The following is a 26,165-nucleotide window of genomic DNA, read 5'->3' as shown; positions in this document are numbered from 1 at the left end:
AAAACAAGGATGCCAAAGGCTCTTAAATGCAGCCTAAAGATAAAGATTATTTTTTAACTGCAAATAGTTTCATACAATTTCAATTAACAAGATATTCACTAGTTAATTTATCTGGTAAAGTATAATAGAATTGTTTTCGCCTTTAGTAACAAATTCAAGGTTTCTGTCTTTATCGATATTGTCCAAATCCATTAAAGAATTTCCGTAAACCGGAAAGTTAGATATAGGTTTAGATAAGCTATCGAAAAGATAGACCTTGTGCGATTGTTTATCGGTTACCGTGACATAAATCTTATCGTTGATATAGAAAATCTTGGGCTCGGTGTAGGCTCCAAAATCCAGTTCTGTGGTCTTGTTTTTAATGGTAAGTTTATTTTCGGTTAAAGCCACAAGTGTTTTGCTGGTTGTGGTCAAGGCATGGTTTTCAGGCAATCCTAAATTTTTCAAGGTGACATTGCCGTTAGTTTTTACAGAAAACAGGTTGCCGTCTTTAGCGGTTGTTGTGAATTCGTTCTTATAGAGGAAAATAGATTGATCAGAAAAAGAACTGTTACTTCTTGGTTTTACTCTTGTTCTTCCAACTCTATCCAAGATGTAAAGTTTGCTGCTGGTCTTAAAGGTTATGTAATCCTTGCTTCCAATTCTAAAATGTTTAGGTTGAGATAGTATGTTGCCATTGGCTGTTTTAAATGTAAAACCGGAAACAATTTTGGATGTTACATCAAACATCAGCAAATCTTTGCCCTGTGTTACCAATAACCTGTAATTCTTCCTCTTATCATAATCAAAAACCGAGAGTGGCTGTGTTATTACATCATTAAATTTTCTTGGGAATGATGCTACATCTCTGCCGTTTCTGTCTATAACATAAATTCTGTGAGGTGTGGCAAAACATAATTGTAGTCTGCCGTTTCTGTAAATATCTATTTGGTTGATTTCACCCAGTACAGGACCTTGCAGTTTCTTTTTCCAAAGTATTTTACCGCTATTGGAAATTAAGTACAGGTTGTTATTTACGTCTTGAACCACAATTTCTTTTTGTCTTGTTACATGATTGGTTACAAATTGCGGATTGGTTAGAATATCCGTATCAAGTTTAATGTTCCATTCCTCTGAGACCGAATTTAAAGAAGCGCCCGATTTGCTCTTTTTTACAACCCCATTAACATGCGCAAAATTATTGTCGTAAACAAACTGAAGAGCAGATGTATGGTATTTGTCTAGTTTATAGTTTAAATCCTCATTTACATTATGGTTGATGACCTTATTTAGTACCGATGGATTGTAAACTACTAACAGGGAAGACTCATCGCTTAATTTTTCCTTTAGGCTTTTGTAGTAGTAATGTTCAGATAATGTTGTTTTATTTTGGTAATTCGCAATTATGTTTTGTAGTAATTCTATAGAGTTTGCAAAGACAAAGAAATTATCAATATTACAATATAAGGTGGCTTTATTGAAAGAAATGAATGGTGCTAAAGTTTCTGAAAAAAGTTCGGGGTCATCGAACTCAAAAATATCAATCTCTCTATATGAGCTCTGTACATTTTCATTGCCAACTAGGGCATCTTTTGTAGCTATATTATCAATATAGTTTAAAATAATAGCTTGTTCTTTTCCTTGGTAAACAACACCAACTTCAACGAGATCATTGAATAATTCATGACTAACAAAAGTAGAATCCTTTTGGTTGTAACGCTTAAGATTGTCGCCAAAAGTTTTATACTCGTTAAAGGTTATACTCATAAAACCATCACTGTTTGATGGTGTGATGTTTGGAGTTTGGTTTTCTTGGGCAATGGTGTTTTTGAAAATATTTACCGAACTGTTCAAAGAGTCGTTTGCTTTTGCTATACCGTTTAGAACTATTTCATTTTGGTTCGCTTCTATATCGAAGGTTATGAAATTTGAAAATTCGTTAAGCAGTAATTCTTTCTCAGGACTAAAAACATTTACAAAAGAAGAATCGGGTTTTAAGATTACAGAACAGGTTTTAGAGCTATTTATACTATTGTAAATTTTAGTTAATTCGGCGTCTTTCTTTGGTTCTGAAAATATATGGTCTATGGTCTCTTTCGACGAGGATGCAATAAGAACGCTATCAATAACAGTGCTGAAAAGCGCTTGATTGTTTAACGTAGACTTTATTATTGTTTTGTTCTTGTATGTTAACGTCTCCTTAGAGAAATTCTTTAGTGAATCTGTCTTTAATAATCCTTTGTGGTGTTTTGTGATGATTGCGTATTGCAGGCTATCGTTAATATCCTTTGAAAAACAGATTAGTATTTCTCCAGAAGGGGTTAAAAAAGATGTGCTTTGCAGGCTCTTTTCTAATTTTTTGTAGAATTCACTCTTAGAAATCCGTGATAAAAAATCATTGTTGGAGATTGTGTGTTTAAGATTTTCAAAATTTGAAGTTACAACAACAACTTTAGAATCTTTTGGAGCAAAATCTATAAGTTCGGCCCGTTTGGTTTTTAAATTGGTACAGCTATAAAATGACAGTAAAATTAAGAGGGCTAAGCGGTAGGGTCTCATTAATTGATTAATTTTCCGTAAATATAAAAACTTATAAATCTAATTTTAATTGTTCGGGTAATAATCTAAAGGACTTTCTGTGGTATTTGGTAACACCATATTTTTTGATGGCTTCTCGGTGTTCTTTGGTAGGATAGCCTTTGTTCTGTTTCCAATTGTACATAGGGAATTCTTCATGGATTTTGTTCATATACAAATCCCTGTGCGTTTTAGCGAGAATGGATGCTGCAGCAATACTTAAGTATTTACCATCACCCTTTATAATAGTTTCATGCGGAATATCTTTGTAAGGCTTAAACTTGTTACCATCTACAATAATAAATTCTGGTACAGTGGGTAGCAGATCTATAGCGTTGTGCATGGCCAAAATAGAAGCATTTAAAATATTAATTTCATCTATTTTCTTTTCAAACACATGAGCCACACTGTGATTAAGTGCTGCTTTCTCAACAACAGTTTTCAATAAAAGCCTCTTCTTTTCACTTAATTGTTTAGAATCGTTGAGTAAATCATTTTGAAAGTCTTTTGGAAGTATTACTGAAGCAGCAGTTACAGGGCCGGCAAGACAGCCTCTTCCTGCTTCATCTGTACCACATTCTAGTTCAAACCCAGAAAAGTTTATTTTTAGCATTTTATGTTAAAATTTATCAAATCTATAATTAATTGACAGAATTATTATGCATACATAGGTTTTTACGTTTTGTTTAATAATTATTACGAAATTTAGTATTTTGATGATTTTTTTTGAATAATACTTTAAGAAATAGATGTTTGGTTGTGGATATAATAATTTCAAAACCTGATTTTTGGCAGGTTTTAAGGTGTTTTTTAGTTGTTTTTTTGTTTTTTCAGTTTAATTATTAGATGTTTGCACTCGACTAACTCAAAGTAAATATTCTTGTTTAATATTTAGAAAGAAAGCCAGTGGTAAACGCTGGCTTTCTTTATTTAAAATAATTGAGCACTCTTTCCGTTCAAATAACTACTTTTGTTGCCAAAATAAAAGAATTAATCAATTTTTTTCTTCATTATTATATGTTGAATACACATTTTAAAAGAAATGTTGAAGCTCTTGTTAGTAAAGTGAGAATGTCTATTGGGCTTTTCTTTTTATTTGGAGTATGTGTTCTTAGTGCCCAAGAGCCTGTTGAAAATAAAGAGGTTGTTGCCCCAAAAGATCAAGATACCATTTTACAAAAACTGTCCAAGAAGCGTAAGCTAAAAAAAGAACCCGTTGATGTTGAACCTGAAGAGGAAGTGGTCGGGATAAAGGATTATCTTATAATCACAGCAGAGCGAGATACCACTTACGTAGACACGACTCTAACCATTCAAAAAGATTATAAGTTTAACTATTTAAGACGTGACAATTTTGGATTGCTGCCTTTTGCTAATTTAGGTCAGACCTACAACAGTCTTACTTATAGTTTTGGTGATACGAGCTTGATGCCAAACTTTGGTGCACAGGCCAGACATTTCAATTACTGGGAGGTAGAAGACATAAACTATTACAGGGTCCCAACACCATTAACAGAGTTATTCTACAGAACAGCTTTCGAGCAAGGCCAGTTAGTAGATTCTTTCATTACCATAAACACTTCACCTCAGTTTAACTTTTCGATAGCATATAAAGGCTTGCGGTCTTTGGGTAGGTATCAACATGTGCTTACGAGTACGGGTAATTTTAGGTTTACTTCAAACTACCAGACAAAAAATAAGAGGTATAACGCTCGTGGGCATATTGTAACTCAGGATTTACTCAATCAGGAAAATGGTGGTTTAGATGATGTGAGTGTAGCTAATTTTATTGGTGGCGAAGACGAGTTTTTAGATAGGTCGATTTTAGAAGTGAATTTTGAGAACGCAGAGAGTATACTATTGGGAAAACGTGTGCACTTGGAACACGACTATACAATCATAAAGCAAGACTCTCTAAATAAAAATGAAATTAAAATAGGTCATGTAATGTCCTTCGAGGATAAATACTTTCAGTATGAGCAAACCTCTAGTCTTACACGTTTTTTTGGAGAATCTTTTGTGAATTCTAATATAAGAGACAGGAGTACTTTAGAAAACTTCTACAATAAAGTCTATCTTAATTATAGTAATGATGTTTTAGGAGACTTGCATTTTGGTATAACCAATAACAATTACAATTATGGATACGATAAAATAGTTGTTCTTGATAATTCAACCATAACAAACCGTTTAAAAGGGAATATATATGCCGTTGAAGGTGTATATAATAAAAAGTACAAAGGATTTCTGTTGAATGGTAAATTTGGGCTCAACATTGCAGGGGATTTTGAAGGGAATTATATTGCGGGTAAAGTATCTTTTAATCTAAAAGAAGACATAGCCGCATCGGCTTCACTGCGTCATAGTTCAAGAGCACCAAATTACAATACCCTATTGTATCAAAGTGATTATAAAAACTATAATTGGCAAAATGGATTCAATAATATAGAGTCCCAAGAGTTGTCTTTTAATGCACAATATAAAAACCTAGCGAATATTACTGTCGATTTAAATACTATAACAGACTATGTGTATTTTAAGAATATTGAAGGCACCGAATCTTCACAAGAAATAAGGCCGTTTCAAAATAGTATTACAATAACCTATTTAAAGGTTAAGTTAGAGAACGAAATAAAATTAGGTAAGTTTGCCCTAAATAATACGGTATTATATCAAAACGTACAGGACGAAAACAATTCTTTAAACGTACCTGAACTCATAACAAGAAATACATTTTATTTTTCCAGTGAAATGTTTAGGAAAGCATTGTTTCTCCAAACAGGAGTAACCTTAAATTATTTCACTGAGTATAATATGAATGCTTATAACCCATTGTTAGCAGAGTTTTATGTTCAAAATACAGAAAAGTTTGGAGGGTTTCCTAGGTTGGATTTCTTTATTAATGCGAAAATTAGGCAGACAAGGTTATTCTTAAAAGCCGAGCACTTCAATTCATCATTTACAGGTTACGATTATTTTTCGGCCCCTAATAACCCTTACCGAGACTTTACAGTTCGTTTTGGTGTTGTTTGGAATTTCTTTTTGTAGTTAGTTGTCTATTCCCTAATCTCAGATTCCATTGGTCAAGGTAAAAGGCATAAGATGTTAGTCCTTGTTCATCATTAATTGTTCATTGGGTCTTGGGTCTTGGGTCTTGGGTCTTGAGTCTTGAGTCTTGAGTCTTGAGTCTTGAGTCTTGGTTTTAAGAAATTTTCCGTACCTTGTAATTTCCGATTTGTCCCAGGTATATATTTTTGTGTATTTTTTTTGTTTTGTAACCACTTGGTTCTAAGGGGCTAAAAAAGGTGGTTCAAAAAAGATTGAAAAAAGATTGAAAAAGTTCTTGCGGAAACGGAAAAGGGTCGTATGTTTGCACCCGCAAAAACGGGGTAGCTATCCCGGGAGTGCGAACGTTCACAGGGATATTGTATAGGGAAAAAAGCAGAAAAAAACTTTTTTCAAAAAAAATATCAAAAAGTATTGTGGAGTAAAAAAAAGGGTTTTATATTTGCACCCGCTAAACGAGGAAGCGAGTTTAGTAAAGATAAAAAGAGTTCATAGACATATTGAAATTGACAGCGTAAGAAGCAACTTTTCGGAGTTGTTTCGAACAAGAGAATAGACCATTTTGAGAACCTTGAAATTCTACTGTTCGTTAATTAAGACAGGTCAACAAAAGACCTAAAAATTTAACGATGAAGAGTTTGATCCTGGCTCAGGATGAACGCTAGCGGCAGGCTTAACACATGCAAGTCGAGGGGTAACGGAGAGAGCTTGCTCTCTGCCGACGACCGGCGCACGGGTGCGTAACGCGTATGCAACCTACCTCTTACTGGGGAATAGCCTCTGGAAACGGAGATTAATGCCCCATAGTATCGAGAGTCCTCCTGGACATTCGATTAAAGGTTACGGTAAGAGATGGGCATGCGTCCTATTAGCTAGATGGTGTGGTAACGGCACACCATGGCAACGATAGGTAGGGGCCCTGAGAGGGGGATCCCCCACACTGGTACTGAGACACGGACCAGACTCCTACGGGAGGCAGCAGTGAGGAATATTGGACAATGGGCGGAAGCCTGATCCAGCCATGCCGCGTGCAGGAAGACTGCCCTATGGGTTGTAAACTGCTTTTGTACGGGAAGAAACACTCCTACGTGTAGGGGCTTGACGGTACCGTAAGAATAAGCATCGGCTAACTCCGTGCCAGCAGCCGCGGTAATACGGAGGATGCAAGCGTTATCCGGAATCATTGGGTTTAAAGGGTCCGTAGGTGGACCGGTCAGTCAGAGGTGAAATCCTGCAGCTTAACTGTAGAACTGCCTTTGATACTGCCAGTCTTGAGTCGTTGTGAAGTGGTTAGAATAAGTAGTGTAGCGGTGAAATGCATAGATATTACTTAGAATACCGATTGCGAAGGCAGATCACTAACAACGTACTGACACTGATGGACGAAAGCGTGGGGAGCGAACGGGATTAGATACCCCGGTAGTCCACGCCGTAAACGATGGATACTAGCTGTGCGGCTTCGGCTGTGTGGCTAAGCGAAAGTGATAAGTATCCCACCTGGGGAGTACGTTCGCAAGAATGAAACTCAAAGGAATTGACGGGGGCCCGCACAAGCGGTGGAGCATGTGGTTTAATTCGATGATACGCGAGGAACCTTACCAGGGCTTAAATGTAAGTTGCATGATTTAGAGATAGATCTTTCTTCGGACTACTTACAAGGTGCTGCATGGTTGTCGTCAGCTCGTGCCGTGAGGTGTCAGGTTAAGTCCTATAACGAGCGCAACCCCTGTTGTTAGTTGCCAGCGAGTAATGTCGGGAACTCTAACAAGACTGCCGGTGCAAACCGTGAGGAAGGTGGGGATGACGTCAAATCATCACGGCCCTTACGTCCTGGGCTACACACGTGCTACAATGGCCGGTACAATGAGCAGCCACTGCGCGAGCAGGAGCGAATCTATAAAACCGGTCTCAGTTCGGATCGGAGTCTGCAACTCGACTCCGTGAAGCTGGAATCGCTAGTAATCGGATATCAGCCATGATCCGGTGAATACGTTCCCGGGCCTTGTACACACCGCCCGTCAAGCCATGGAAGCTGGGAGTGCCTGAAGTCCGTCACCGTAAGGAGCGGCCTAGGGTAAAATCGGTAACTAGGGCTAAGTCGTAACAAGGTAGCCGTACCGGAAGGTGCGGCTGGAACACCTCCTTTCTAGAGAAAGACGACGGTAGGTTAAAGTTTTAAGTTTAAAGGATAGTCTGTTCTTTTGCTGTCAATTTTCAAAATATATTGGTCACAAGGCATTAGTTGTTAGTCATAAGCTAAAAGCTAACGGCTAAGTGCTAACGACTAAACAAAGTCTCATAGCTCAGCTGGTTAGAGCGCTACACTGATAATGTAGAGGTCGGCAGTTCGAGTCTGCCTGAGACTACTGAGCAAGCTGGAGCTTGCGAGTTAAAAGTTAAAAGTTTACTTGTAGCTTTTAAAAAGTTCATTAAATACTGAAAGGAAATTCTAGAAGTTGGGCAACCAGTTTTGCAGTACGCAGTAAGCAGTACACAGTAGCTGAATACTGAGGACTGAGGACTGCCGGCTCAAACAAGGGGGATTAGCTCAGCTGGCTAGAGCGCTTGCCTTGCACGCAAGAGGTCACCGGTTCGACTCCGGTATTCTCCACGGATGATTAACAATTATTAATTAATAGTTGTTAATTGAAACGTTCATTGACATATTGAAAAAAGATACATGAAATTTAATTAGATAGAAATATTTAATAAAACTAGAATAATTGTAACGAGCAATTATTAGTAACTCATTAAAAAGACAAAAAGTACAATAAGCTAAATAAGGGCGTATGGGGAATGCCTAGGCTCTCAGAGGCGAAGAAGGACGTGATAAGCTGCGAAAAGCTGCGGGGATCGGCACATACGATTTGATCCGCAGATATCCGAATGGGGCAACCCGTTATGTTGAAGACATAACATCCGAAAGGAGGCGAACCCGGAGAACTGAAACATCTAAGTACCCGGAGGAAGAGAAAACAAAAGTGATTCCGTTAGTAGTGGCGAGCGAACGCGGATTAGCCCAAACCCATGTTGTTACGGCAATGTGGGGGTTGTAGGACTGCGACATTCGATGCGAATCGAACTAGAACCGTTTGGAAAGACGGACCATAGGGGGTGATAGTCCCGTATAGGTAAGAGACGTTAAGATAGCAGTATCCTGAGTAGCGCGGGGCACGTGGAACCCTGTGTGAATCTGTCGGGACCATCCGATAAGGCTAAATACTCCTGAGAGACCGATAGTGGACTAGTACCGTGAGGGAAAGGTGAAAAGAACCCTGAATAAGGGAGTGAAATAGAACCTGAAACCATACGCTTACAAGCGGTCGGAGCACGTTTACGTGTGACGGCGTGCCTTTTGCATAATGAGCCTACGAGTTACCGTTGTTAGCAAGGTTAAGCACTTCAGGTGCGGATCCGTAGCGAAAGCGAGTCTGAACAGGGCGCTTAGTTAGCAGTGGTAGACGCGAAACCGTGTGATCTACCCATGGGCAGGTTGAAGCTGTGGTAACACACAGTGGAGGACCGAACCGGTTGACGTTGAAAAGTCTTCGGATGACCTGTGGGTAGGGGTGAAAGGCCAATCAAACTCGGAAATAGCTCGTACTCCCCGAAATGCATTTAGGTGCAGCGTTGTGGTTAGTTTATTAGAGGTAGAGCTACTGATTGGATGCGGGGGCTTCACCGCCTACCAATTCCTGACAAACTCCGAATGCTAATAAATATACACAGCAGTGAGGGCATGGGTGCTAAGGTCCATGTCCGAGAGGGAAAGAACCCAGACCATCAGCTAAGGTCCCCAAATGTATGTTAAGTTGAATAAACGAGGTGGAATTGCTTAGACAGCTAGGATGTTGGCTTGGAAGCAGCCATTCATTTAAAGAGTGCGTAACAGCTCACTAGTCGAGCGATTCTGCATGGATAATAATCGGGCATAAACATACTACCGAAGCTATGGACTTTATAAGTGGTAGGGGAGCATTGTAGTGGCGCTGAAGGTTGGTCGCGAGGCCTGCTGGAGCAGCTACAAAAGAAAATGTAGGCATAAGTAACGATAATGCGGGCGAGAAACCCGCACTCCGAAAGACTAAGGTTTCCTCAGCTATGCTAATCAGCTGAGGGTTAGTCGGGACCTAAGGCGAACCCGAAAGGGGCAGTCGATGGGCAACAGGTTAATATTCCTGTACCCGCTCCCGTTAAAAGTGACGGAGGCGTATATTTGGTGCGTGCTGACGGAATAGCACGTTGAAGCCAGTGGCAACACGGCGATAGTACACTAAGACTTCGGTTGCGGTGATAATCCAGAGAAGCGACTTCCAAGAAAAGCGAGGGAAGCGGCCCGTACCCTAAACCGACACAGGTAGTTGGGATGAGAATTCTAAGGAGCTCGAGAGATTCATGGCTAAGGAACTAGGCAAAATAGACTCGTAACTTCGGGAGAAGAGTCGCCCCCCTTTGGGGGGGCCGCAGTGAAAAGATCCAGGCGACTGTTTATCAAAAACACAGGGCTATGCTAAATCGAAAGATGACGTATATGGCCTGACACCTGCCCGGTGCTGGAAGGTTAAGTGGAGGGTTTAGCTTCGGCGAAGATCTGAAATGAAGCCCCAGTAAACGGCGGCCGTAACTATAACGGTCCTAAGGTAGCGAAATTCCTTGTCGGGTAAGTTCCGACCTGCACGAATGGTGCAACGATCTGGATACTGTCTCAGCCATGAGCTCGGTGAAATTGTAGTAACGGTGAAGATGCCGTTTACCCGCTGTGGGACGAAAAGACCCCGTGCACCTTTACTATAGCTTAGTATTGGTTTTGGATAAGTAATGTGTAGGATAGGTGGGAGACTTTGAAGCGGCATCGCCAGGTGTTGTGGAGTCATTGTTGAAATACCACCCTTTGCTTATCTAGAGTCTAACTCACGATGTGAGGACAGTGCTTGGTGGGTAGTTTGACTGGGGTGGTCGCCTCCAAAAGAGTAACGGAGGCTTCTAAAGGTACCCTCAGCACGCTTGGTAACCGTGCGCAGAGTGCAATGGCATAAGGGTGCTTGACTGAGAGACCTACAAGTCGATCAGGTTGGAAACAAGAGCATAGTGATCCGGTGGTTCCGCATGGAAGGGCCATCGCTCAAAGGATAAAAGGTACGCCGGGGATAACAGGCTGATCTCCCCCAAGAGCTCACATCGACGGGGGGGTTTGGCACCTCGATGTCGGCTCGTCACATCCTGGGGCTGGAGAAGGTCCCAAGGGTTGGGCTGTTCGCCCATTAAAGTGGCACGCGAGCTGGGTTCAGAACGTCGTGAGACAGTTCGGTCTCTATCTACAGTGGGCGTTAGAAATTTGAGTGGATCTGACTCTAGTACGAGAGGACCGAGTTGGACCAACCTCTGGTGTACCTGTTGTCGCGCCAGCGGCACTGCAGGGTAGCTACGTTGGGAAGGGATAAGCGCTGAAAGCATATAAGCGCGAAACCCACCACAAGATGAGATTTCTTTAAAGGGTCGTGGGAGATGACCACGTTGATAGGCTACAGGTGTAAAGGCGGTAACGCACGCAGCCGAGTAGTACTAATAACCCGTAGGCTTATTGTACGCCTGTTCTTTTTAGAGTACAAAACACAAGTTCATGTAATTTTTTCAATATGTTAAGATATTTGCAAGCGTAGCTTGCAGTTAAAAGTCAAAAGTGAAAAGGCAAAAGTCACTTGTTACTAATGCCCAATCCCTTTAGACTTCTAACTTAAAACTTAAGGTGGTTATAGCGACGGGGCTCACCTCTTACCATTCCGAACAGAGAAGTTAAGCCCGTTAGCGCCGATGGTACTGCATTTGTGGGAGAGTAGGTCGTTGCCTTTCTTGAAGACCCTTCATTTTTACATGAAGGGTCTTTTTTTTTGCCAAAATTGAGAGGGTCTAGATACGTATTACTTAAAAGGCCTTTCTAATTAGAATAATACTCCTGATTTTTCATCAATATAGTTTTAGGGTTTTTAAAAAGTCTGTGTATTAATAGAATAGTATTTCATTAATAATCTTTATCATATAAAATTCAGTATTTATAAATTGATTTATCTGCTTTAAGTCCTTAACAAAATATTAGTAATAGAAAGGAAAGAGGTTGCATAACGCTTTTAATAAGCGTTAAATTAATAAATGTAAAGCGTACAGAAACAAAAAATCCCGTAAACAATAAAGTTTCGGGATTTTTTTGTGGTACCTCCAGGAATCGAACCAGGGACACAAGGATTTTCAGTCCTTTGCTCTACCAACTGAGCTAAGGTACCTCGCTAAATGCGGATGCAAATATATGTTCTAATTTACATTTCACAAAATAAAAACTAAAAAATATGCCTTTTAATTATTTAAATTTCTTCTGTTTATTTAAACTCAATATTATAATTTCATTAAGAGTATAGTTTTCAGTGTTTTGTATTTTTACCGCTTTCATAACAAAACATATGAAACTAATTATTGATGTTGGAAACACCAGGGTGAAGTTAGCTGTTTACAATGGTAGCCACCTAGAAGAACGTTTAACCACAAGTCAGGATAACTTATTTGAACAGATTTGTATGTTAGTTGAGCGTTATAAATCAATAACAGGTGCTATAATGTCTTCTGTAGGTGGATTTGATGATAAAGTGATATCTAAGATAACCGAATTGGTAAATCTGATGATTTTAAATTCCAAAACGAAGCTACCGTTTGAAAACAAATACAAAACACCCAGTACGCTAGGGGTAGATCGTATAGCTCTCGTTTCAGCTTCAGTAAATCAATTTCCTAATGATGATGTGCTCATCATCGATGCAGGAACCTGTGTTACCTATGATTTTATCAATTCAAGTAATGAGTACATTGGTGGTGCTATTTCACCGGGATTAAGCACAAGATATAGGTCATTAAATAATTTAACTGCAAATTTACCGTTGTTGGATTTGAAACTACCTGAGAATATAACTGGAAATTCAACGAATGAATCAATCCACTCTGGTGTAGTGAACGGACTCGTGAAAGAAATTGATGGGGTAATAACGGAGTATAAAATCAAATATCCTCATTTAACAGTTATTTTAACAGGCGGCGATGCTAATTTCTTGTCTAAACAATTAAAAAGTAGCATATTTGCCAATTCAAATTTTCTTTTAGAGGGTCTGAATTTTTTATTACAATTTAATTCAAACGAATGATAAAAAAACTTGTAGTAGTTTTTATTGCGTTGATAGCTGTAACAAGTTATGCACAAGAAGGGACAGCTTCACCTTATTCTTTTTATGGTATAGGTAGCCTTAAGTTCAAAGGAACAGTAGAAAATAGGAGTATGGGAGGAATAGGTGTTTACATTGATAGTATTCATGTAAACCTTCGTAACCCTGCCTCTTATGCCACTGAAAACATAAGTGATTGGAATAACGAGAGTAGACCTGTAAAGTTTACCGTTGGCGGTAGTTATGTTAATACAAACTTAGACACTCAGACTGGGAGTGCTACATCAAGTGCAACAACATTCGATTATCTGGCTTTATCTATACCAATGGGTAAGTTTGGTTTTGCTTTAGGATTACTTCCTTATACCTCAGTAGGATATAAATTAGAATCGTTAAACACAGCAGGTGATATAGAGAATAGATTTCGTGGAGAAGGAGGCGTTAACAAGGCTTTTTTAGGTTTGGGTTATCGTATAGCTAAAGGGCTTAGTTTTGGTGTAGATGCACATTATAATTTTGGTAATATTCAGAACAGTATTGTAGAATATGTCTATGATGACGGTGTTCGTTTGCAATTACAGTCTAGAGAAAGTAATCGTTCTGATTTAAGTGGATTGAATTTTAATCTAGGCTTATATTATAGCACTATGCTTACCGATAATTTGGAGCTTAAAGCAACTACCACTTATACTCCAGAAAGCGACTTAACATCAAAAAACCAACGGTCTATTGCAACAATAACCACTGTTGGTAGTACAGGACAAGAATTTGTTAGTGAAAATATCGATGTGGATTTAGAATCTGCTGGGCTTTTAGAGACAGATTTGGTTATGCCTTCTAAGATGTCGTTTGGTTTAGGTATAGGAAGACCTAGAGTTTGGTTTCTAGGTGCAGATTATACCTTTCAAAAAACCAGTGATTTTACAAATGACCTATACAGCAGTGTCAATACGATATACGAAGATGCCACTACACTATCTATTGGCGGATTTTATATTCCGAACTATCGATCTTTAAATGGTTATTATAAGAGAATGGTTTACCGTGCAGGTGTAAGGATGGAAAAAACAGGTTTAAACATAAATTCTGAATCTATTAAAGAGTTTGGCATATCTTTTGGAGTAGGATTACCATTAAGAGGTGGAATATCTAATGCCAACTTAGGAGTAGAGCTAGGTAAACGAGGAACAACTAATAATAATTTAATACAAGAGAATTTTATAAACGTTCAATTAAGTTTATCTTTGGGCGACAGATGGTTCCAGAAACGAAAGTATAACTAACACAGTATAAATTTTATCATGAAAACGAAAATTACTTTTTTAATTGCATTATTTGTAGGGATAAGTTTTGGTTTTGCGCAGCAGGATGAAGAGTGCATGACTAAATTGTCAATATTCCATGAGTATGTAAAGGCAAAAAATTACGATGCAGCATTTGAACCTTGGTCTGCCGTAAGGAATAAATGTCCGAAGTTTAACAACGCTATTTACGTTGATGGAGAAAAAATCTTAAACCATAAAATAGACAACTCAACGGGAGCAGAAAAAATAGGGTTCATTAACGACCTTTTAAAACTTTACGAACAGAGAGCAGAATATTTCCCAAGTAAAACACCAAAAGGGAAGTATGGTGCCATTGCTTGTCAGTTAATGTACGACTATAAAAAAGAGCTTAATAAGACAACAGAAGAGTTATACGAAGGTTTTGATACAGCATACAATGCCGATAAAAAAACGTTCACAAATCCAAAGAGTTTGTACACTTATTTCTCTTTAATGGTACAATTGTATGACGCAGGAAAGAAACCAGCAAAAGATTTATTCAATAAGTACGATGATGTTGTTGAGAAAGTTGAAGACGAAATAAAAAACTATTCTGAAAAGCTTAATAAATTGGTTGCCAAAGAAGAAGCTGGTACTCCGTTATCAAGTAAAGATGGTAAATACAAAAGGTTTTATGAAAGTTATTTGAAAGCCTACGACCAGATATCTTCAGGAGTTGATGAAAAGTTAGGGACTAGAGCTAATTGTGATAATTTGATTCCTCTCTATACTAAGGATTTTGAAGCTCACAAATCTGATGCAGTTTGGCTTAAACGTGCGGTTAGTAGAATGTATCACAAAGAGTGTACTGATAGCGATTTATACGAACAATTGGTAAAGGCTTATGATGAAACTGCACCTTCAGCCGATACAAAATATTTCGTTGCAACTGTATTGTTCAAGAACCACAAGGAAAATGAGGCTATTGGATATTTTCAGGAGTCTTATGACTTAGAGACCGATACTTTTAAAAAGGCTAAACTGGCGAATAATATCGGATTGATTCTTAAGAAAAAAGGTAGATATGGTCAGGCCAGAACGTATTTTAGAAACGCTTTAAGGTTAAACCCTTCTAACGGTCGCCCACATTTATCTATCGCAGCTATGTATGCTGCAAGTGCAAATAATTGTGGAGATACAACGTTTAACAAAAGAGCAGTATATTGGTTAGCTGCTGATGAAGCCAATAAAGCAGCAAGAGTTGATCCAACACAAAAGAAAAATGCTGCTAAGTCTGTTGCAAATTATAAGGCTAAAGCCCCATCAAAAGCAGATATTTTTAGTGCTGCTAATTCTGGTCAAGTAATTAAGATTGGTTGTTGGATTGGAGGCCAGGTTACAGTGCCAAAAATTTAAGACTAGATTAGACTAGCTCTTGGTCTGAACTAAAATAAATGATACAATTTTATAAACATTATATGTTAAGCATAGTCACAGTTTTTACTGTGGCTATGTTTTTTTCATGTAAAGACAATTATAACGAGGTTCAAAATTTAGGTATCTCAGAAAATGAACCTATTGGAGAAGCTGAAAACTTTAATTTAAAGTATACAGATTCGGGTAGGGTTACGAGGCACTTAATTGGAAAAAAAATGTTTAATTATACTAATAGACATTTTCCTTACTATGAGTTTATAGACGGTGTTGTTATGAATCTTTTTGATAAAGAAAAAAAGAAGAGCACTATAGTATCAGACTATGCAATTGTGTATGATAAAACAGGTATTATAGATTTACAAGGTAACGTTGAAATAATCACTCACAATGGAGATGTTTTAAAATCGCAACAATTGTATTTCGACCAAAAGCGGAAATGGTTATTTACCAACGAACCTGTAACTTATATTTCTGGTGAGGATATCATACATGGTAATGGTTTCGATTCCAATAAGAGTTTTTCTAATGCAGAGGTACTCGAAGTTACCGGGATTTTCTCTGTAGAAGATTAATCAATACCGTATTCACCTCTAATTAACTATCTTTACATTAAATTAAACAAATGAAATATTTAAGTATTTTTCAATACGCATATTTAATCTTTGCTGGACTTTTTTTGTACAATGTTTGGGAAACTTACAATAAAACTGGAGCGGTTAATTATCCATATCTTTTGCTAGCAGGTTTAGCTGTTTTTATGTTTTTCTTTAGGCGGAGGTTTCGGCAAAAATTTCAGGATAGAAATAATAAAAGCTAAATGACAATATATATTGTAATTATTGTCCTTTCTTTAGTGCTTTCGGCTTTTTTTTCTGGTATGGAGATTGCTTATGTGTCTTCAAATAAAATTCATATAGAAATTGAAAAAAAGCAAGAAGGTATTCTTGCTACTACCCTCTCTAAACTCACTGCCAGACCTTCTAAATTCATAACAACTATGCTAATTGGTAACAATATAGCGTTAGTAATTTATGGATTTTTTATGGGCGACTTGTTGGTAAAATGGTTTCAATCCTTTTTGCCCACAGATAGTGGTTTTTTAAATTATTTGCTACAAGATTTAAGTTTGCTTTCTCAAACTGTCATATCCACGTTTGTGATTTTAATTACTGCTGAGTTTTTACCCAAAGTGTTTTTTCAGATTTATGCCAACACACTCATAAAAGTTTTGGCAATACCCGCTTACTTTTTTTATGTACTATTCGGATTGATATCAGAATTTGTTATTTGGGTTTCAGATATTGTTCTAAAAACCTTTTTCAAAACCGATGGAGACCAAATTCAACTGGCGTTTACTAAGGTTGAATTAGGGAATTATATTAGTGAGCAAATGGAATCTGTGGAAGAGCATGATGAAGTGGATTCTGAAATTCAGATATTTCAAAATGCCCTAGAGTTTTCAGATGTTAAGGCACGTGAAGTTATGGTGCCTAGAACAGAGATTATTGCCGTAGAAATAAATGAATCCATAAAGACACTAAGCGAACTTTTCACTGATACTGGAAGAACAAAAGTTTTAGTTTACAAAGAAAGTATTGATGATATTTTAGGTTATGTACACTCTTTCGAACTATTTAAAAAGCACAAGGATATTCGGTCTATGATGATGCCGGTTGAGTTCGTGCCCGAAACCGTTTTAATTAAGGATGTGTTGAATGTGCTAACAAAAAAACGAAGAAGTATAGCTGTAGTTCTTGATGAATATGGTGGTACATCTGGCATAATGACTGTTGAAGATATAGTTGAAGAATTATTTGGTGAAATAGAGGATGAACATGATACTGTAGATTTGGTAGAACAGGTTCTTGATGGTGATTCTTTCTTGTTTTCAGCAAGGTTGGAAGTAGACTATATTAACGAGACCTATAAAATTAATTTACCGGAAAGCGAAAACTATGAGACTTTAGGTGGACTAATTGTAAATTTTACCGAAGAAATTCCAAGTCAGGATGACGTCATCAAAATAGAGAATTTTCAGTTTAAAATAACCGAAGTCTCCAATACAAAGATAGATTTAGTAGAACTTAAACTGCTGAATGATAATTAATTAATTTGTGACCAGCGTACATCTTTCTTGTGTTTATCATTTTAGTGTTTGCAATACGCTTCTTTATTCCAATTAATGCCCTATTGCACTTTTATTATTAAACATAAAATGGTATTTTCGCGCACGATATTTTCATCAATCGCACTATTTTGATTGATATTTCAAGAAAAAGTTAAAAATCACATATATAAAATGGCAATTTTAAACAAGATAAGACAGAAGACCTTAGTATTAATTTTAGTAATCGCAATGGCGTTGTTTGCTTTTGTGTTATCAGGTCTTTTTGATGGAAGTGCAAGTTTCTCAGATAAATCTCAAAGTGTAGTTGGCACAATAAACGGAAAAGAGATATCGCGAGAAGATTTTACTCAAAAAGTAGAAAATGCACAAAGACAACTTGGTCCTAATGCTACTAATACACAAGTAATGAATAGGGTTTGGGAACAGGAAGTTAGAAATGCCATTTTGGAAACAGAATACGAGGCTTTGGGTATTACTGTGGAGCAAGATCAAATGAGAGACTTGTTAAAAACAGCTTTGGCTAACAATCCTCAGTTTTCTAACGAAGCAGGTTTATTCGATGAATACATGCTTAATGAGTACATCTCTAATCTAAAAGCAACTTCGGCTGCTGCCTACAAAAGTTGGGTGGATTACGAGCAACAATTAGCAGCTAATGGTTTACAACAAAACTATTTTAATTTAGTTAAGGCTGGTTTAACAGGTACGTTGGCCGAAGGTAAACTAGACCATAATTTAGAAGGAAACAAGATTGACATTAAATATGTTCAAGTGCCTTACACTTCTATTGCAGATAGTACTGTACAAGTTACCAAGTCAGATATATCAAAATACATTAACGATAACAGAAAAGATTTTGAGGTTGAAGAATCGCGCGATATCAGATTTGTTCAATTCAAGGAAGTTGCTTCTGTTGAAGACGAGGCAGCAATAGAAAATGAATTGAAGACTTTTCTAAATGGCCAATTAGTTGATGAGACAGGAAGAAAAGATACTATTGTAGCTTTTTCTAAAGTTAAAAACGATGCAGAATACATCAACTTAAAATCTGATGTTAAGTTCAATGAGCGTTTTGTATTCAAATCTGGATTACCATCTCAGGTTGCAGACAGTATATTTGGTTTAAGCGTTGGAGAAGTTTATGGTCCTTACAAAGAATCTGGTTTCTTTAAGTTATCTAAACTTATCGCTGAAAAAAACATTCCAGATTCAGCTAAAGTTAGGCACATATTAATTCCGTTTTTAGGGTCGCAAAGTGCATCTCCTGAAGTAACTTTAACTGAAGATCAAGCCAAAGAAAGAGCAGATAGTTTATTGGCTGTATTAAAGAGAAATAAATCTAAATTCCCAGATTTTGTAAAAGAATTTTCCTCGGATCAAGGAAGTGTAGCTAACGAAGGACGATATGATTGGCATCCATACAACACCATGGTTCCTGAATTTAATGACTTTGAATTTGAGGGTAAAGTTGGTGATATGGGAGTTGTTAAAACTGTATTTGGATTTCACATTATAGAAATTGAAGGACAGAAAAATAAGAAGAGAGCAGTTCAGGTAGGAACTATTGCTAGACAAATAGAACCATCTGAAGAAACATCAGCTAAAATCTTTAGAGATGCATCTAAGTTTGAAATTGATGCTGCCAAACAAGATTTTGAAGCTCTTGCAAAAGAAAGCAGTTATACAGTTAGACCGGTTAACGGTATAAAAGCGTTAGACGAAAGTATTCCTGGTGTTGGTAACCAAAGACCAATTGTACGTTGGGCTTTTGAAGAAGAAGCTGAAGTTGGTGATATAAAACGTTTCAACGTTACTGGAGGATATGTTGTTGCACAATTAGTGGCTAAGAATGAAGCAGGTTTAATGTCTGTTGAAGATGCAACGGCAACTGTATTACCAAAGATCAGAAAAGAAAAGAAAGCTGAGATTATAAAAGAAAGAATATCGGCTACTACCTTAGAGGATTTAGCAACTGCCGAAGGTGGTTCTGTAAGAACTGCATCTGCAATAAACATGAAAAACCCAACCATTTCTGGAGCAGGTAGAGAGCCGCTTGTAGTTGGGACTGCATTTGGTTTATCTGAAGGAGAGACTTCAGGACTTGTTGTTGGAGAGAAAGGGATTTATATGGTTCAGGTTACAAAGGTTACTCCGGCCGTAGAACTTGATAACTATCAAGCCGCAGCAAACCGTATTGAACAACAAAAATCCAGAACGGTGTCAACCAAGTTATACAATGCTCTAAAGGCTGCTGCAGAGATTGAAGATAACAGAGCATCGTCTCAGGTTCAATAAAATTATTTGGTGTTAACCAAAAAAATAAAGCCTCGTAACTTTTACGAGGCTTTATTTTTTTGCATCTTCTAAAATGTTCAAGAGTAGATGCTTATAATACCATAGCACTGTAAGGGATAATGGTTTCAAACCCTTTATTTGTAAAATAATTAGTTGGATTTGTATCGCATGCAGCCATAATAAAATCTCCTCCCCACGCACCAAGACTTTTAATGCTTCCGTTGAAATCTTTAAACAACTGTTCTTTTACTGGAGTTTGATTGGTTATGTTGGCTATTATAGTTTCGTGTTTATCCATTAAATCTTGAAATTCGTTCAAATCACGACAAGAAACCATTTTTGATGTAATAGCATTAATCTCTAAAATAACATCTTTAAGCGCTTCTTTTTGTTGAGCCCGGTAGTAAGCAATGCCATCTCGGCTATTTTGTTTTTTATTAAGGTGAATAAAATATAAATCCTCTTTAAAAATTGGATTAAATGGTGTTGTTTCAACTTCAGGTTGCCCTTTCGGTATCGTTTTATAAATGATAGGGCCATCATTTTGGGCGCATGCAATGTCATAACCGCTGCCCCCAAAAGTTAGGTCTAGTAACTTAAAGGCATTAATGTCTGCCCAATTAGACAAGTTGTTTATTAAGGTAGAGGACGTTCCTAAACCCCAGTTTTTAGGAAAATCTAGAACTGTTTTTATGCTATAACCACCTTCAATACCAAAAAAGTCAGGCTTTTGAGTTTTAATTGCATTAAATATTTCAATCAGTCTTTCGGTAACAACATCATTTTGGGCAGATTTAAGATCTCCGTTAGGAGCTATTTTTATTTCTGTTTTAAACCAAATAGAACCATTTAAATCTATGCTTTCCCAGTAGATAGACGATTCAGGTATTGTCTCTATTTCCAGAGATTGTCCGTATTTAGTGGGAATAGCTAGGGCTTGTGCCCCGTCTAGAACCAAATATTCTCCAGTGATTAATAACTTACCGTGACTAAAATAATGCTTCATATTACGAGTAAGTTATCTTAGATTGTTTAAAGCTTCTACCACGGCACTATGTGTTACGGTATTGGTTTTAAAATGTTCTACCAGTCTCTTTTTTTCGGTATCTGTAGCCTCGAATTGATTTAAGATGTTCATGAGGTGCATTTTCATGTGTCCTTGTTGAATACCTGTCGTGGTAAGTGAACGCAATGCAGCGAAATTTTGTGCAAGTCCGGCAACAGCAACAATTTGCATAAGTTCTTTAGCAGAAGGTTTGTCTAGTAGTTCCAGTCCTAATTTTACGAGCGGATGTAAACTTGTAAGGCCACCTACTGTTCCTAAGGCTAGGGGTATTTCAATCCAAAATCGAAAAATATCGTTTTCTATTTTAGCGTGAGTAAGGCTGCTATACTGTCCGTTTCTAGAAGCATACGCGTGTACACAGGCTTCAATAGCTCTAAAATCGTTCCCAGTAGCAAGAACTACGGCATCAATACCGTTCATGATACCCTTATTGTGGGTAACAGCTCTGTAAGGTTCTTTTTCAGCTATCGATACGGCTTGAACAAATTTTTCGGCAAAGGCTTTTCCAGATATCTTGTTGTTTTCGGAAAGTTCATCAACGTGACAGCTAACTTCAGCTTTCACTATGCAATTTGGAACATAGTTAGATAAGATACTCATAATGATATCTATATCCTTTTCTTCGGCAGTAAATAATTCAAACTCCAGAGCATTAGCCTTAAAGGTTTTAGCAAACTGTTCAAGACAAGAATTGATGAAATTAGCTCCCATGGCATCGAGAGTTTCAAAAGAAGCATGAAGCTGGTAGTAATTCTCGATATCTTCGGTTTTATTTCTAAGTTCAATATCTAGAATGCCACCGCCACGTTTTTCCATATTGGCTGTTATGGATTTGGTGTCCTCAAATAAAGCGGACTTTATATGTTGAAAATACTGTTCTAACTTATTAAAATCGCCTTTATAGATGAAATGAACCTGGCCTATTTTGGTAGTCGAGATAACCTCCGTTTTAAAGCCGCCTCTGTCCAGCCAAAATTTAGCTGCTTTACTTGCTGCTGCTACAACAGAACTTTCCTCAATGGCCATGGGTATGGTGTAAAGCTTGTTGTTTATTAGAAAGTTTGGTGCTACACCAAGCGGCAAATAATAATTGGTTATGGTGTTTTCAATAAACTCATCGTGTAATTTTTGGAGCTTATCATTAGTATTCCAATATTGTTTAAGTATGGCCTTGGCCTCTTTTTGGTTGACAAAATGCGTATTTGCAAGCCAATCGATTTTTTGTTCTTTAGAAAGTTTGGAAAAACCGGCAATAGTTTTACTCATAAAGGGGTGTTTTAAGAACAAAGATACTACACTCGGCATGAATTTTGAACAACAAAGCAATGACTAGCTAAATATGTGTTAATAAAGATTGGTTTTAGGGCAGTTTTTATTAAAATTGACACTGTTTTAATCAAAAAGCATTTTTATTAAAGAACCATTCGTTATTTTCTATTATAAATTGTAAGAGATGTGTAATGGATGTCGTATCTTGAGACACTCATATTTAAAAACTACTGGATGAGATACCTTAAATATTTTTTTGGCGTTTTATTTTTACTCACTTCAATTATTAACGCTCAAAATAAAGACATTACATTAGAGGAAATATGGAAAGGAGCGTTTAGAACAGAGCGTATGGACGTTCTCCATTCTATGGCCAATGGGCAACAGTATTCGGTGCTTAACTTTAACAGAGCTAACGGTAATACGTCTATAGATATCTACGACTATCAAACCTTAGAAAAGGTAAAGACTCTAGTGAGTTCAGCAGATTTAAGTGCTGTAAATTATTTTTCAGACTATAAGTTTAGCCTGGATGAAAAAAAAGTGGTTTTAGCAACTAACGAGGAGTCCATTTACAGGCATTCATCCGCGGGTAATTATTTTGTGTTTGATATTGAAAGCGGTACACTTGATTTAATTTCAGAGCAACTTATTCAGGAGCCTACTTTTTCACCCGATGGAAAAAAGGTAGCTTATGCCTACAACAATAATCTATATGTGAAGGATTTGATAACAGGTGATACGCTTCAAATAACTACCGATGGAAAAAAGAACAGTATTATCAATGGTATTACAGATTGGGTATACGAAGAAGAGTTTGCTTTTGTAAGAGCTTTTGAATGGAATTCAGACAGTAATAAAATAGCATTTATTAGATTTGACGAAACTGAAGTTCCGGAGTTTTCTATGGATATTTATGGAACGGGACTTTATCAAACACAACAAGTCTTTAAGTATCCTAAGGCAGGTGAAAAAAACTCAGTGGTCTCACTTCATGTCTATGATTTGAATTCTAAAACTGTAAGTTTGGTGAACTTTGGGAAGGCTTATGAAGATTTCTACATTCCAAGAATAAAATGGACCAATGAAAGTAATATTTTAAGCGCCCATTTTTTAAATAGGCATCAAAATGAATTGGATTTATGGTTCATTAATACAGAAGATAATACAGCAACGCTGGTTCTTGAGGAACGTGATGATGCTTATGTTGAAATTACAGATAATCTCACCTTTTTAAAGAACAACAGTTTTATTTGGACAAGTGAGAAAGATGGTTTTAACCACATTTATCACTATAACAAAAAAGGAGACCTTATAAATCAAGTTACTAAAGGAAACTGGGAGGTAACCAATTATTATGGTTACGATGAGAAGACAAAGCGTATATTCTATCAATCGGTAGAAAATAGCTCTATAAACAGAGATGTCTATTCTATAAAATTAAACGGTCGCGATAAAAAGAGGTTGACTAAGAGTGACGGAACGAACAACGCATCATTTAGTGCAGATTTCTCGTATTTTATAAATGCTTTTTCCAGTGCTACGTCTCCACCAGAATATGCTTTGAACAGCTCTGCTTCGGGAAATCTCATAAAGAGTATCAAGGATAATGATAAACTAGCTCGAAAACTTTCAGACTATAAAACTTCAAAAAAAGAGTTCAGTACTATAGATGTTAACGGGTACGATTTGAATATGTGGATGATTAAACCGGCTAATTTTGATGAGACAAAGCAGTATCCGTTGTTTATGACTCAATATTCTGGTCCAGGATCTCAGTCTGTAGCCAATAGTTGGAACGGTACAAATGATTATTGGTTTCAATACCTAGCACAACAAGGCTATATTGTTGTTTGTATAGATGGAAGAGGTACTGGGTTTAAAGGAGCCGCCTTTAAGAAGGTTACTCAAAAACAACTTGGGAAATATGAAGTTGAAGACCAAATAGCAGCAGCTAAACAACTTGGCGAACGTCCTTATATAGATGCCAGTAGAATTGGAATTTGGGGATGGAGTTATGGAGGCTTTATGAGTAGTAATTGTTTGTTTAAAGGTAATGATGTTTTTAAAATGGCTATTGCTGTGGCGCCTCCTACCAGTTGGAGATTCTATGATACGATTTATACAGAACGTTACATGACGACACCTCAGGAAAACCCCAGTGGCTATGACGATAACTCACCTATTAACCATGTAGATAAATTAAAAGGAGATTTTCTTTTGGTCCATGGTTCTGCTGATGATAACGTACACGTACAAAATACTATGCGATTGGCCGAAGCCTTGATTCAGGCAGATAAACCATTTGAATGGGCTGTTTACCCAGATGATAATCATGGTATTTATGGAGGTAATACCAGGCTACATTTATATAAAAAAATGACCAATTTCATTCATGAGAATCTTGGAGACAAAAGAGAGAAGGTTGTTGAAAAGAAACATGAAGAGATTAAGGTTAAAGGATAAAAAACTAACTTGAAATAGATTATGGCAAATTCTGAAACAATAAAGCAAAAAGAACTTTTTGGGCATCCGGTTGGGTTGTATGTTCTTTTTTTTACCGAAATGTGGGAGCGATTTTCGTACTACGGAATGCGTGCATTATTAACACTTTATTTAGTAGAGGTTACCACTTCTGATAACCCTGGATTAGGTTGGTCAAGTGGAGAGGCCTTAGCGCTTTATGGTTGGTATACAATGCTTGTTTATGTCATGTCGATTCCAGGAGGTTGGATTGCAGATAAGTTTTTAGGTCAAAAAAAATCTGTGCTTTATGGAGGTATTCTTTTGGTTGCCGGGCACAGTGTATTGGCTATTGAGCAGATGTGGGCTTTTTATTCTGGACTTGCATTGATTATTGCCGGTGTGGGTATGTTAAAACCAAACATTTCAACAATGGTTGGAGGTCTTTATAAGCAAGGCGATATTAGAAGAGATAAAGGTTTTACAATATTTTATATCGGTATAAATGTTGGTGCATTTCTTTCAAGTTTAATAGTTGGGTATGTAGGAGAGGTGCATGGATGGCATTATGGCTTTGGTCTTGCGGGTATTGGAATGACCTTAGGTCTTATACAATATGTTTTGGGACAAAAGCATCTTAAGTATGTGGGTAACTTTTTGGGGTCTTCCGAAAACCAAGAAGAAAAGGAAGCAATGAAAAGACCTTTAACTAAAATAGAAAAAGAAAGGGTAGTGGTTTTATTCATTTCATTCTTATTAGTTGTTGTTTTTTGGGGTGCCTTTGAACAAGCTGGAGGTTTAATGAATATTTATGCAAAAGAAAACACAAATAGAATGTTGTTAGGGTGGGAGGTTCCTGCGACCTGGTTTCAATCGTTAAACGCTATGTTTATAATTTTCCTAGGAACTTCTGTAGCACTTTATTGGGCCAATAGAAAATTAAAAGGAAAAGTTGCTTCCTCTTTATTTAAAATGATTATTGGTTTGATTATAATGGGAACAGGTTTCTTTTTTATGACCGCAGCTGCAGCTCAATATGAAAGCACTGGGGCGTCAGCTATGTATTGGTTAGTGTTAGCTTATCTATTCCATACTGTTGGGGAACTTTGTATTTCTCCGGTCGCTCTTTCTTATATAACTAAATTAGCGCCTGTAAAATATGCCTCATTAATGATGGGAGTTTACTTTGCAATGACAGGATTTGGTAATAAAGTAGCAGGGCTTTTGGGAGAAGCATCAGAGAGTTTAGGGGAGTATGCAATATTTACAGGAATTGCTGTTTTTTGTTTAGTATTTGGTGCATTGGTTATGGTTTTTAGGAAGAAATTAGAAACTCTAACACATGGAGCAGAAGATAATGAACGTGAGATGAAATATGATGAAACAGAAGGTTTTGAGTTAGCAGAGAATTAATAAGG

General features: G+C 37.2%; 13 protein-coding genes, 3 tRNA genes and 3 rRNA genes. 14 read left to right on the top strand and 5 right to left on the bottom strand.

Annotated elements, in window-relative coordinates:
* Positions 1-102 precede the first annotated feature (102 nt).
* Together M0214_RS02920 and M0214_RS02915 are read right to left on the bottom strand one after the other, a co-directional pair.
* Entirely contained in the window at positions 103-2,538 is a 2,436-nt protein-coding gene (locus tag M0214_RS02920; RefSeq protein WP_248723976.1) for a DUF3352 domain-containing protein, read from the bottom strand.
* Between the two features lie 31 nt (positions 2,539-2,569).
* Positions 2,570-3,169, bottom strand: a complete 600-nt coding sequence (locus tag M0214_RS02915) for a ribonuclease HII (RefSeq protein ID WP_248723975.1) — start codon at positions 3,167-3,169, stop codon at positions 2,570-2,572.
* Positions 3,170-3,495: 326 nt separating this feature from the next.
* Here M0214_RS02915 and M0214_RS02910 point away from each other — a divergent pair, with 326 nt between their 5' ends.
* The 6 genes from M0214_RS02910 to rrf all read left to right on the top strand — a co-directional run bounded on the left by M0214_RS02910 (position 3,496) and on the right by rrf (position 11,472).
* Entirely contained in the window at positions 3,496-5,604 is a 2,109-nt protein-coding gene (locus tag M0214_RS02910; RefSeq protein WP_305879792.1) for a putative porin, read from the top strand.
* A gap of 644 nt (positions 5,605-6,248) precedes the next feature.
* A 16S ribosomal RNA gene (locus M0214_RS02905) occupies positions 6,249-7,768 on the top strand.
* A gap of 146 nt (positions 7,769-7,914) precedes the next feature.
* Positions 7,915-7,988 (top strand) — tRNA-Ile (locus M0214_RS02900).
* Positions 7,989-8,159: 171 nt separating this feature from the next.
* Positions 8,160-8,233: transfer RNA gene (locus M0214_RS02895), tRNA-Ala, on the top strand.
* Positions 8,234-8,390: 157 nt separating this feature from the next.
* A 23S ribosomal RNA gene (locus tag M0214_RS02890) occupies positions 8,391-11,208 on the top strand.
* Between the two features lie 156 nt (positions 11,209-11,364).
* Positions 11,365-11,472: ribosomal RNA gene (gene rrf / locus M0214_RS02885) — 5S ribosomal RNA — on the top strand.
* The 16S, 23S and 5S rRNA genes sit together here with 2 tRNA genes alongside, the layout of an rRNA operon.
* Before the next feature lie 355 nt (positions 11,473-11,827).
* Here the strand turns inward: rrf and M0214_RS02880 are convergent.
* Positions 11,828-11,900, bottom strand: a tRNA-Phe gene (locus M0214_RS02880).
* A gap of 174 nt (positions 11,901-12,074) precedes the next feature.
* On the opposite strand from M0214_RS02880, the gene M0214_RS02875 reads away from it, so the two are divergent.
* The 6 genes from M0214_RS02875 to M0214_RS02845 all read left to right on the top strand — a co-directional run bounded on the left by M0214_RS02875 (position 12,075) and on the right by M0214_RS02845 (position 19,949).
* Positions 12,075-12,806 carry a type III pantothenate kinase gene (locus tag M0214_RS02875; RefSeq protein WP_248723974.1) on the top strand — a complete coding sequence of 244 codons (732 nt, stop codon included), beginning with the start codon at positions 12,075-12,077 and terminating at the stop codon, positions 12,804-12,806.
* On the top strand, positions 12,803-14,107 hold the full coding sequence (locus tag M0214_RS02870) for a hypothetical protein (protein WP_248723973.1): 1,305 nt from the start codon (positions 12,803-12,805) through the stop codon (positions 14,105-14,107). Before M0214_RS02875 ends, M0214_RS02870 begins: the two co-directional genes overlap by 4 nt.
* 18 nt (positions 14,108-14,125) lie before the next feature.
* Positions 14,126-15,505 (top strand): M48 family metallopeptidase, encoded by a 1,380-nt coding sequence (locus M0214_RS02865; RefSeq protein ID WP_248723972.1) that lies wholly within the window; start codon positions 14,126-14,128, stop codon positions 15,503-15,505.
* A gap of 38 nt (positions 15,506-15,543) precedes the next feature.
* The gene (gene lptC, locus M0214_RS02860; protein ID WP_248723971.1) at positions 15,544-16,098 is read left to right on the top strand and encodes an LPS export ABC transporter periplasmic protein LptC; all 555 of its coding nucleotides are present in this window, start codon (positions 15,544-15,546) and stop codon (positions 16,096-16,098) included.
* Positions 16,099-16,343: 245 nt separating this feature from the next.
* Positions 16,344-17,633, top strand: coding sequence for a hemolysin family protein (locus M0214_RS02850; RefSeq protein ID WP_248723969.1), 1,290 nt, complete (start codon positions 16,344-16,346; stop codon positions 17,631-17,633).
* Between the two features lie 192 nt (positions 17,634-17,825).
* Complete coding sequence (locus M0214_RS02845; protein ID WP_248723968.1) at positions 17,826-19,949, top strand: SurA N-terminal domain-containing protein; 2,124 nt, start codon at positions 17,826-17,828, stop codon at positions 19,947-19,949.
* A 91-nt stretch (positions 19,950-20,040) separates the two neighbouring features.
* On the opposite strand, the gene M0214_RS02840 is transcribed toward M0214_RS02845, so the two are convergent.
* Positions 20,041-20,955, bottom strand: coding sequence for a GYDIA family GHMP kinase (locus tag M0214_RS02840; RefSeq protein ID WP_248723967.1), 915 nt, complete (start codon positions 20,953-20,955; stop codon positions 20,041-20,043).
* 12 nt (positions 20,956-20,967) lie between these two features.
* Entirely contained in the window at positions 20,968-22,281 is a 1,314-nt protein-coding gene (locus M0214_RS02835) for a hydroxymethylglutaryl-CoA reductase, degradative (protein WP_248723966.1), read from the bottom strand.
* 237 nt (positions 22,282-22,518) lie between these two features.
* Here M0214_RS02835 and M0214_RS02830 point away from each other — a divergent pair, with 237 nt between their 5' ends.
* Positions 22,519-24,750 (top strand): S9 family peptidase, encoded by a 2,232-nt coding sequence (locus tag M0214_RS02830; protein WP_248723965.1) that lies wholly within the window; start codon positions 22,519-22,521, stop codon positions 24,748-24,750.
* A 21-nt stretch (positions 24,751-24,771) separates the two neighbouring features.
* Positions 24,772-26,160, top strand: coding sequence for a peptide MFS transporter (locus M0214_RS02825; RefSeq protein WP_248723964.1), 1,389 nt, complete (start codon positions 24,772-24,774; stop codon positions 26,158-26,160).
* Positions 26,161-26,165 lie beyond the last annotated feature (5 nt).

Origin of the sequence: Seonamhaeicola sp. ML3 (assembly GCF_023273855.1) — a bacterium.
Lineage (GTDB): Bacteria > Bacteroidota > Bacteroidia > Flavobacteriales > Flavobacteriaceae > Seonamhaeicola.
Note: the sequence above shows the minus strand (reverse complement) of the source record. Positions and strands in the feature narration are given on the sequence as shown.

Bases quoted from the DNA above. Each gene is read 5' to 3' on its own strand.
- M0214_RS02835 (WP_248723966.1), bottom strand. From the start codon at position 22,281: ATGAGTAAAACTATTGCCGGTTTTTCCAAACTTTCTAAAGAACAAAAA.
- M0214_RS02845 (WP_248723968.1), top strand. From the start codon at position 17,826: ATGGCAATTTTAAACAAGATAAGACAGAAGACCTTAGTATTAATTTTA.
- M0214_RS02850 (WP_248723969.1), top strand. From the start codon at position 16,344: ATGACAATATATATTGTAATTATTGTCCTTTCTTTAGTGCTTTCGGCT.
- M0214_RS02825 (WP_248723964.1), top strand. From the start codon at position 24,772: ATGGCAAATTCTGAAACAATAAAGCAAAAAGAACTTTTTGGGCATCCG.
- lptC (WP_248723971.1), top strand. From the start codon at position 15,544: ATGATACAATTTTATAAACATTATATGTTAAGCATAGTCACAGTTTTT.
- M0214_RS02875 (WP_248723974.1), top strand. From the start codon at position 12,075: ATGAAACTAATTATTGATGTTGGAAACACCAGGGTGAAGTTAGCTGTT.
- M0214_RS02915 (WP_248723975.1), bottom strand. From the start codon at position 3,169: ATGCTAAAAATAAACTTTTCTGGGTTTGAACTAGAATGTGGTACAGAT.
- M0214_RS02840 (WP_248723967.1), bottom strand. From the start codon at position 20,955: ATGAAGCATTATTTTAGTCACGGTAAGTTATTAATCACTGGAGAATAT.
- M0214_RS02865 (WP_248723972.1), top strand. From the start codon at position 14,126: ATGAAAACGAAAATTACTTTTTTAATTGCATTATTTGTAGGGATAAGT.
- M0214_RS02830 (WP_248723965.1), top strand. From the start codon at position 22,519: ATGAGATACCTTAAATATTTTTTTGGCGTTTTATTTTTACTCACTTCA.
- M0214_RS02920 (WP_248723976.1), bottom strand. From the start codon at position 2,538: ATGAGACCCTACCGCTTAGCCCTCTTAATTTTACTGTCATTTTATAGC.
- M0214_RS02870 (WP_248723973.1), top strand. From the start codon at position 12,803: ATGATAAAAAAACTTGTAGTAGTTTTTATTGCGTTGATAGCTGTAACA.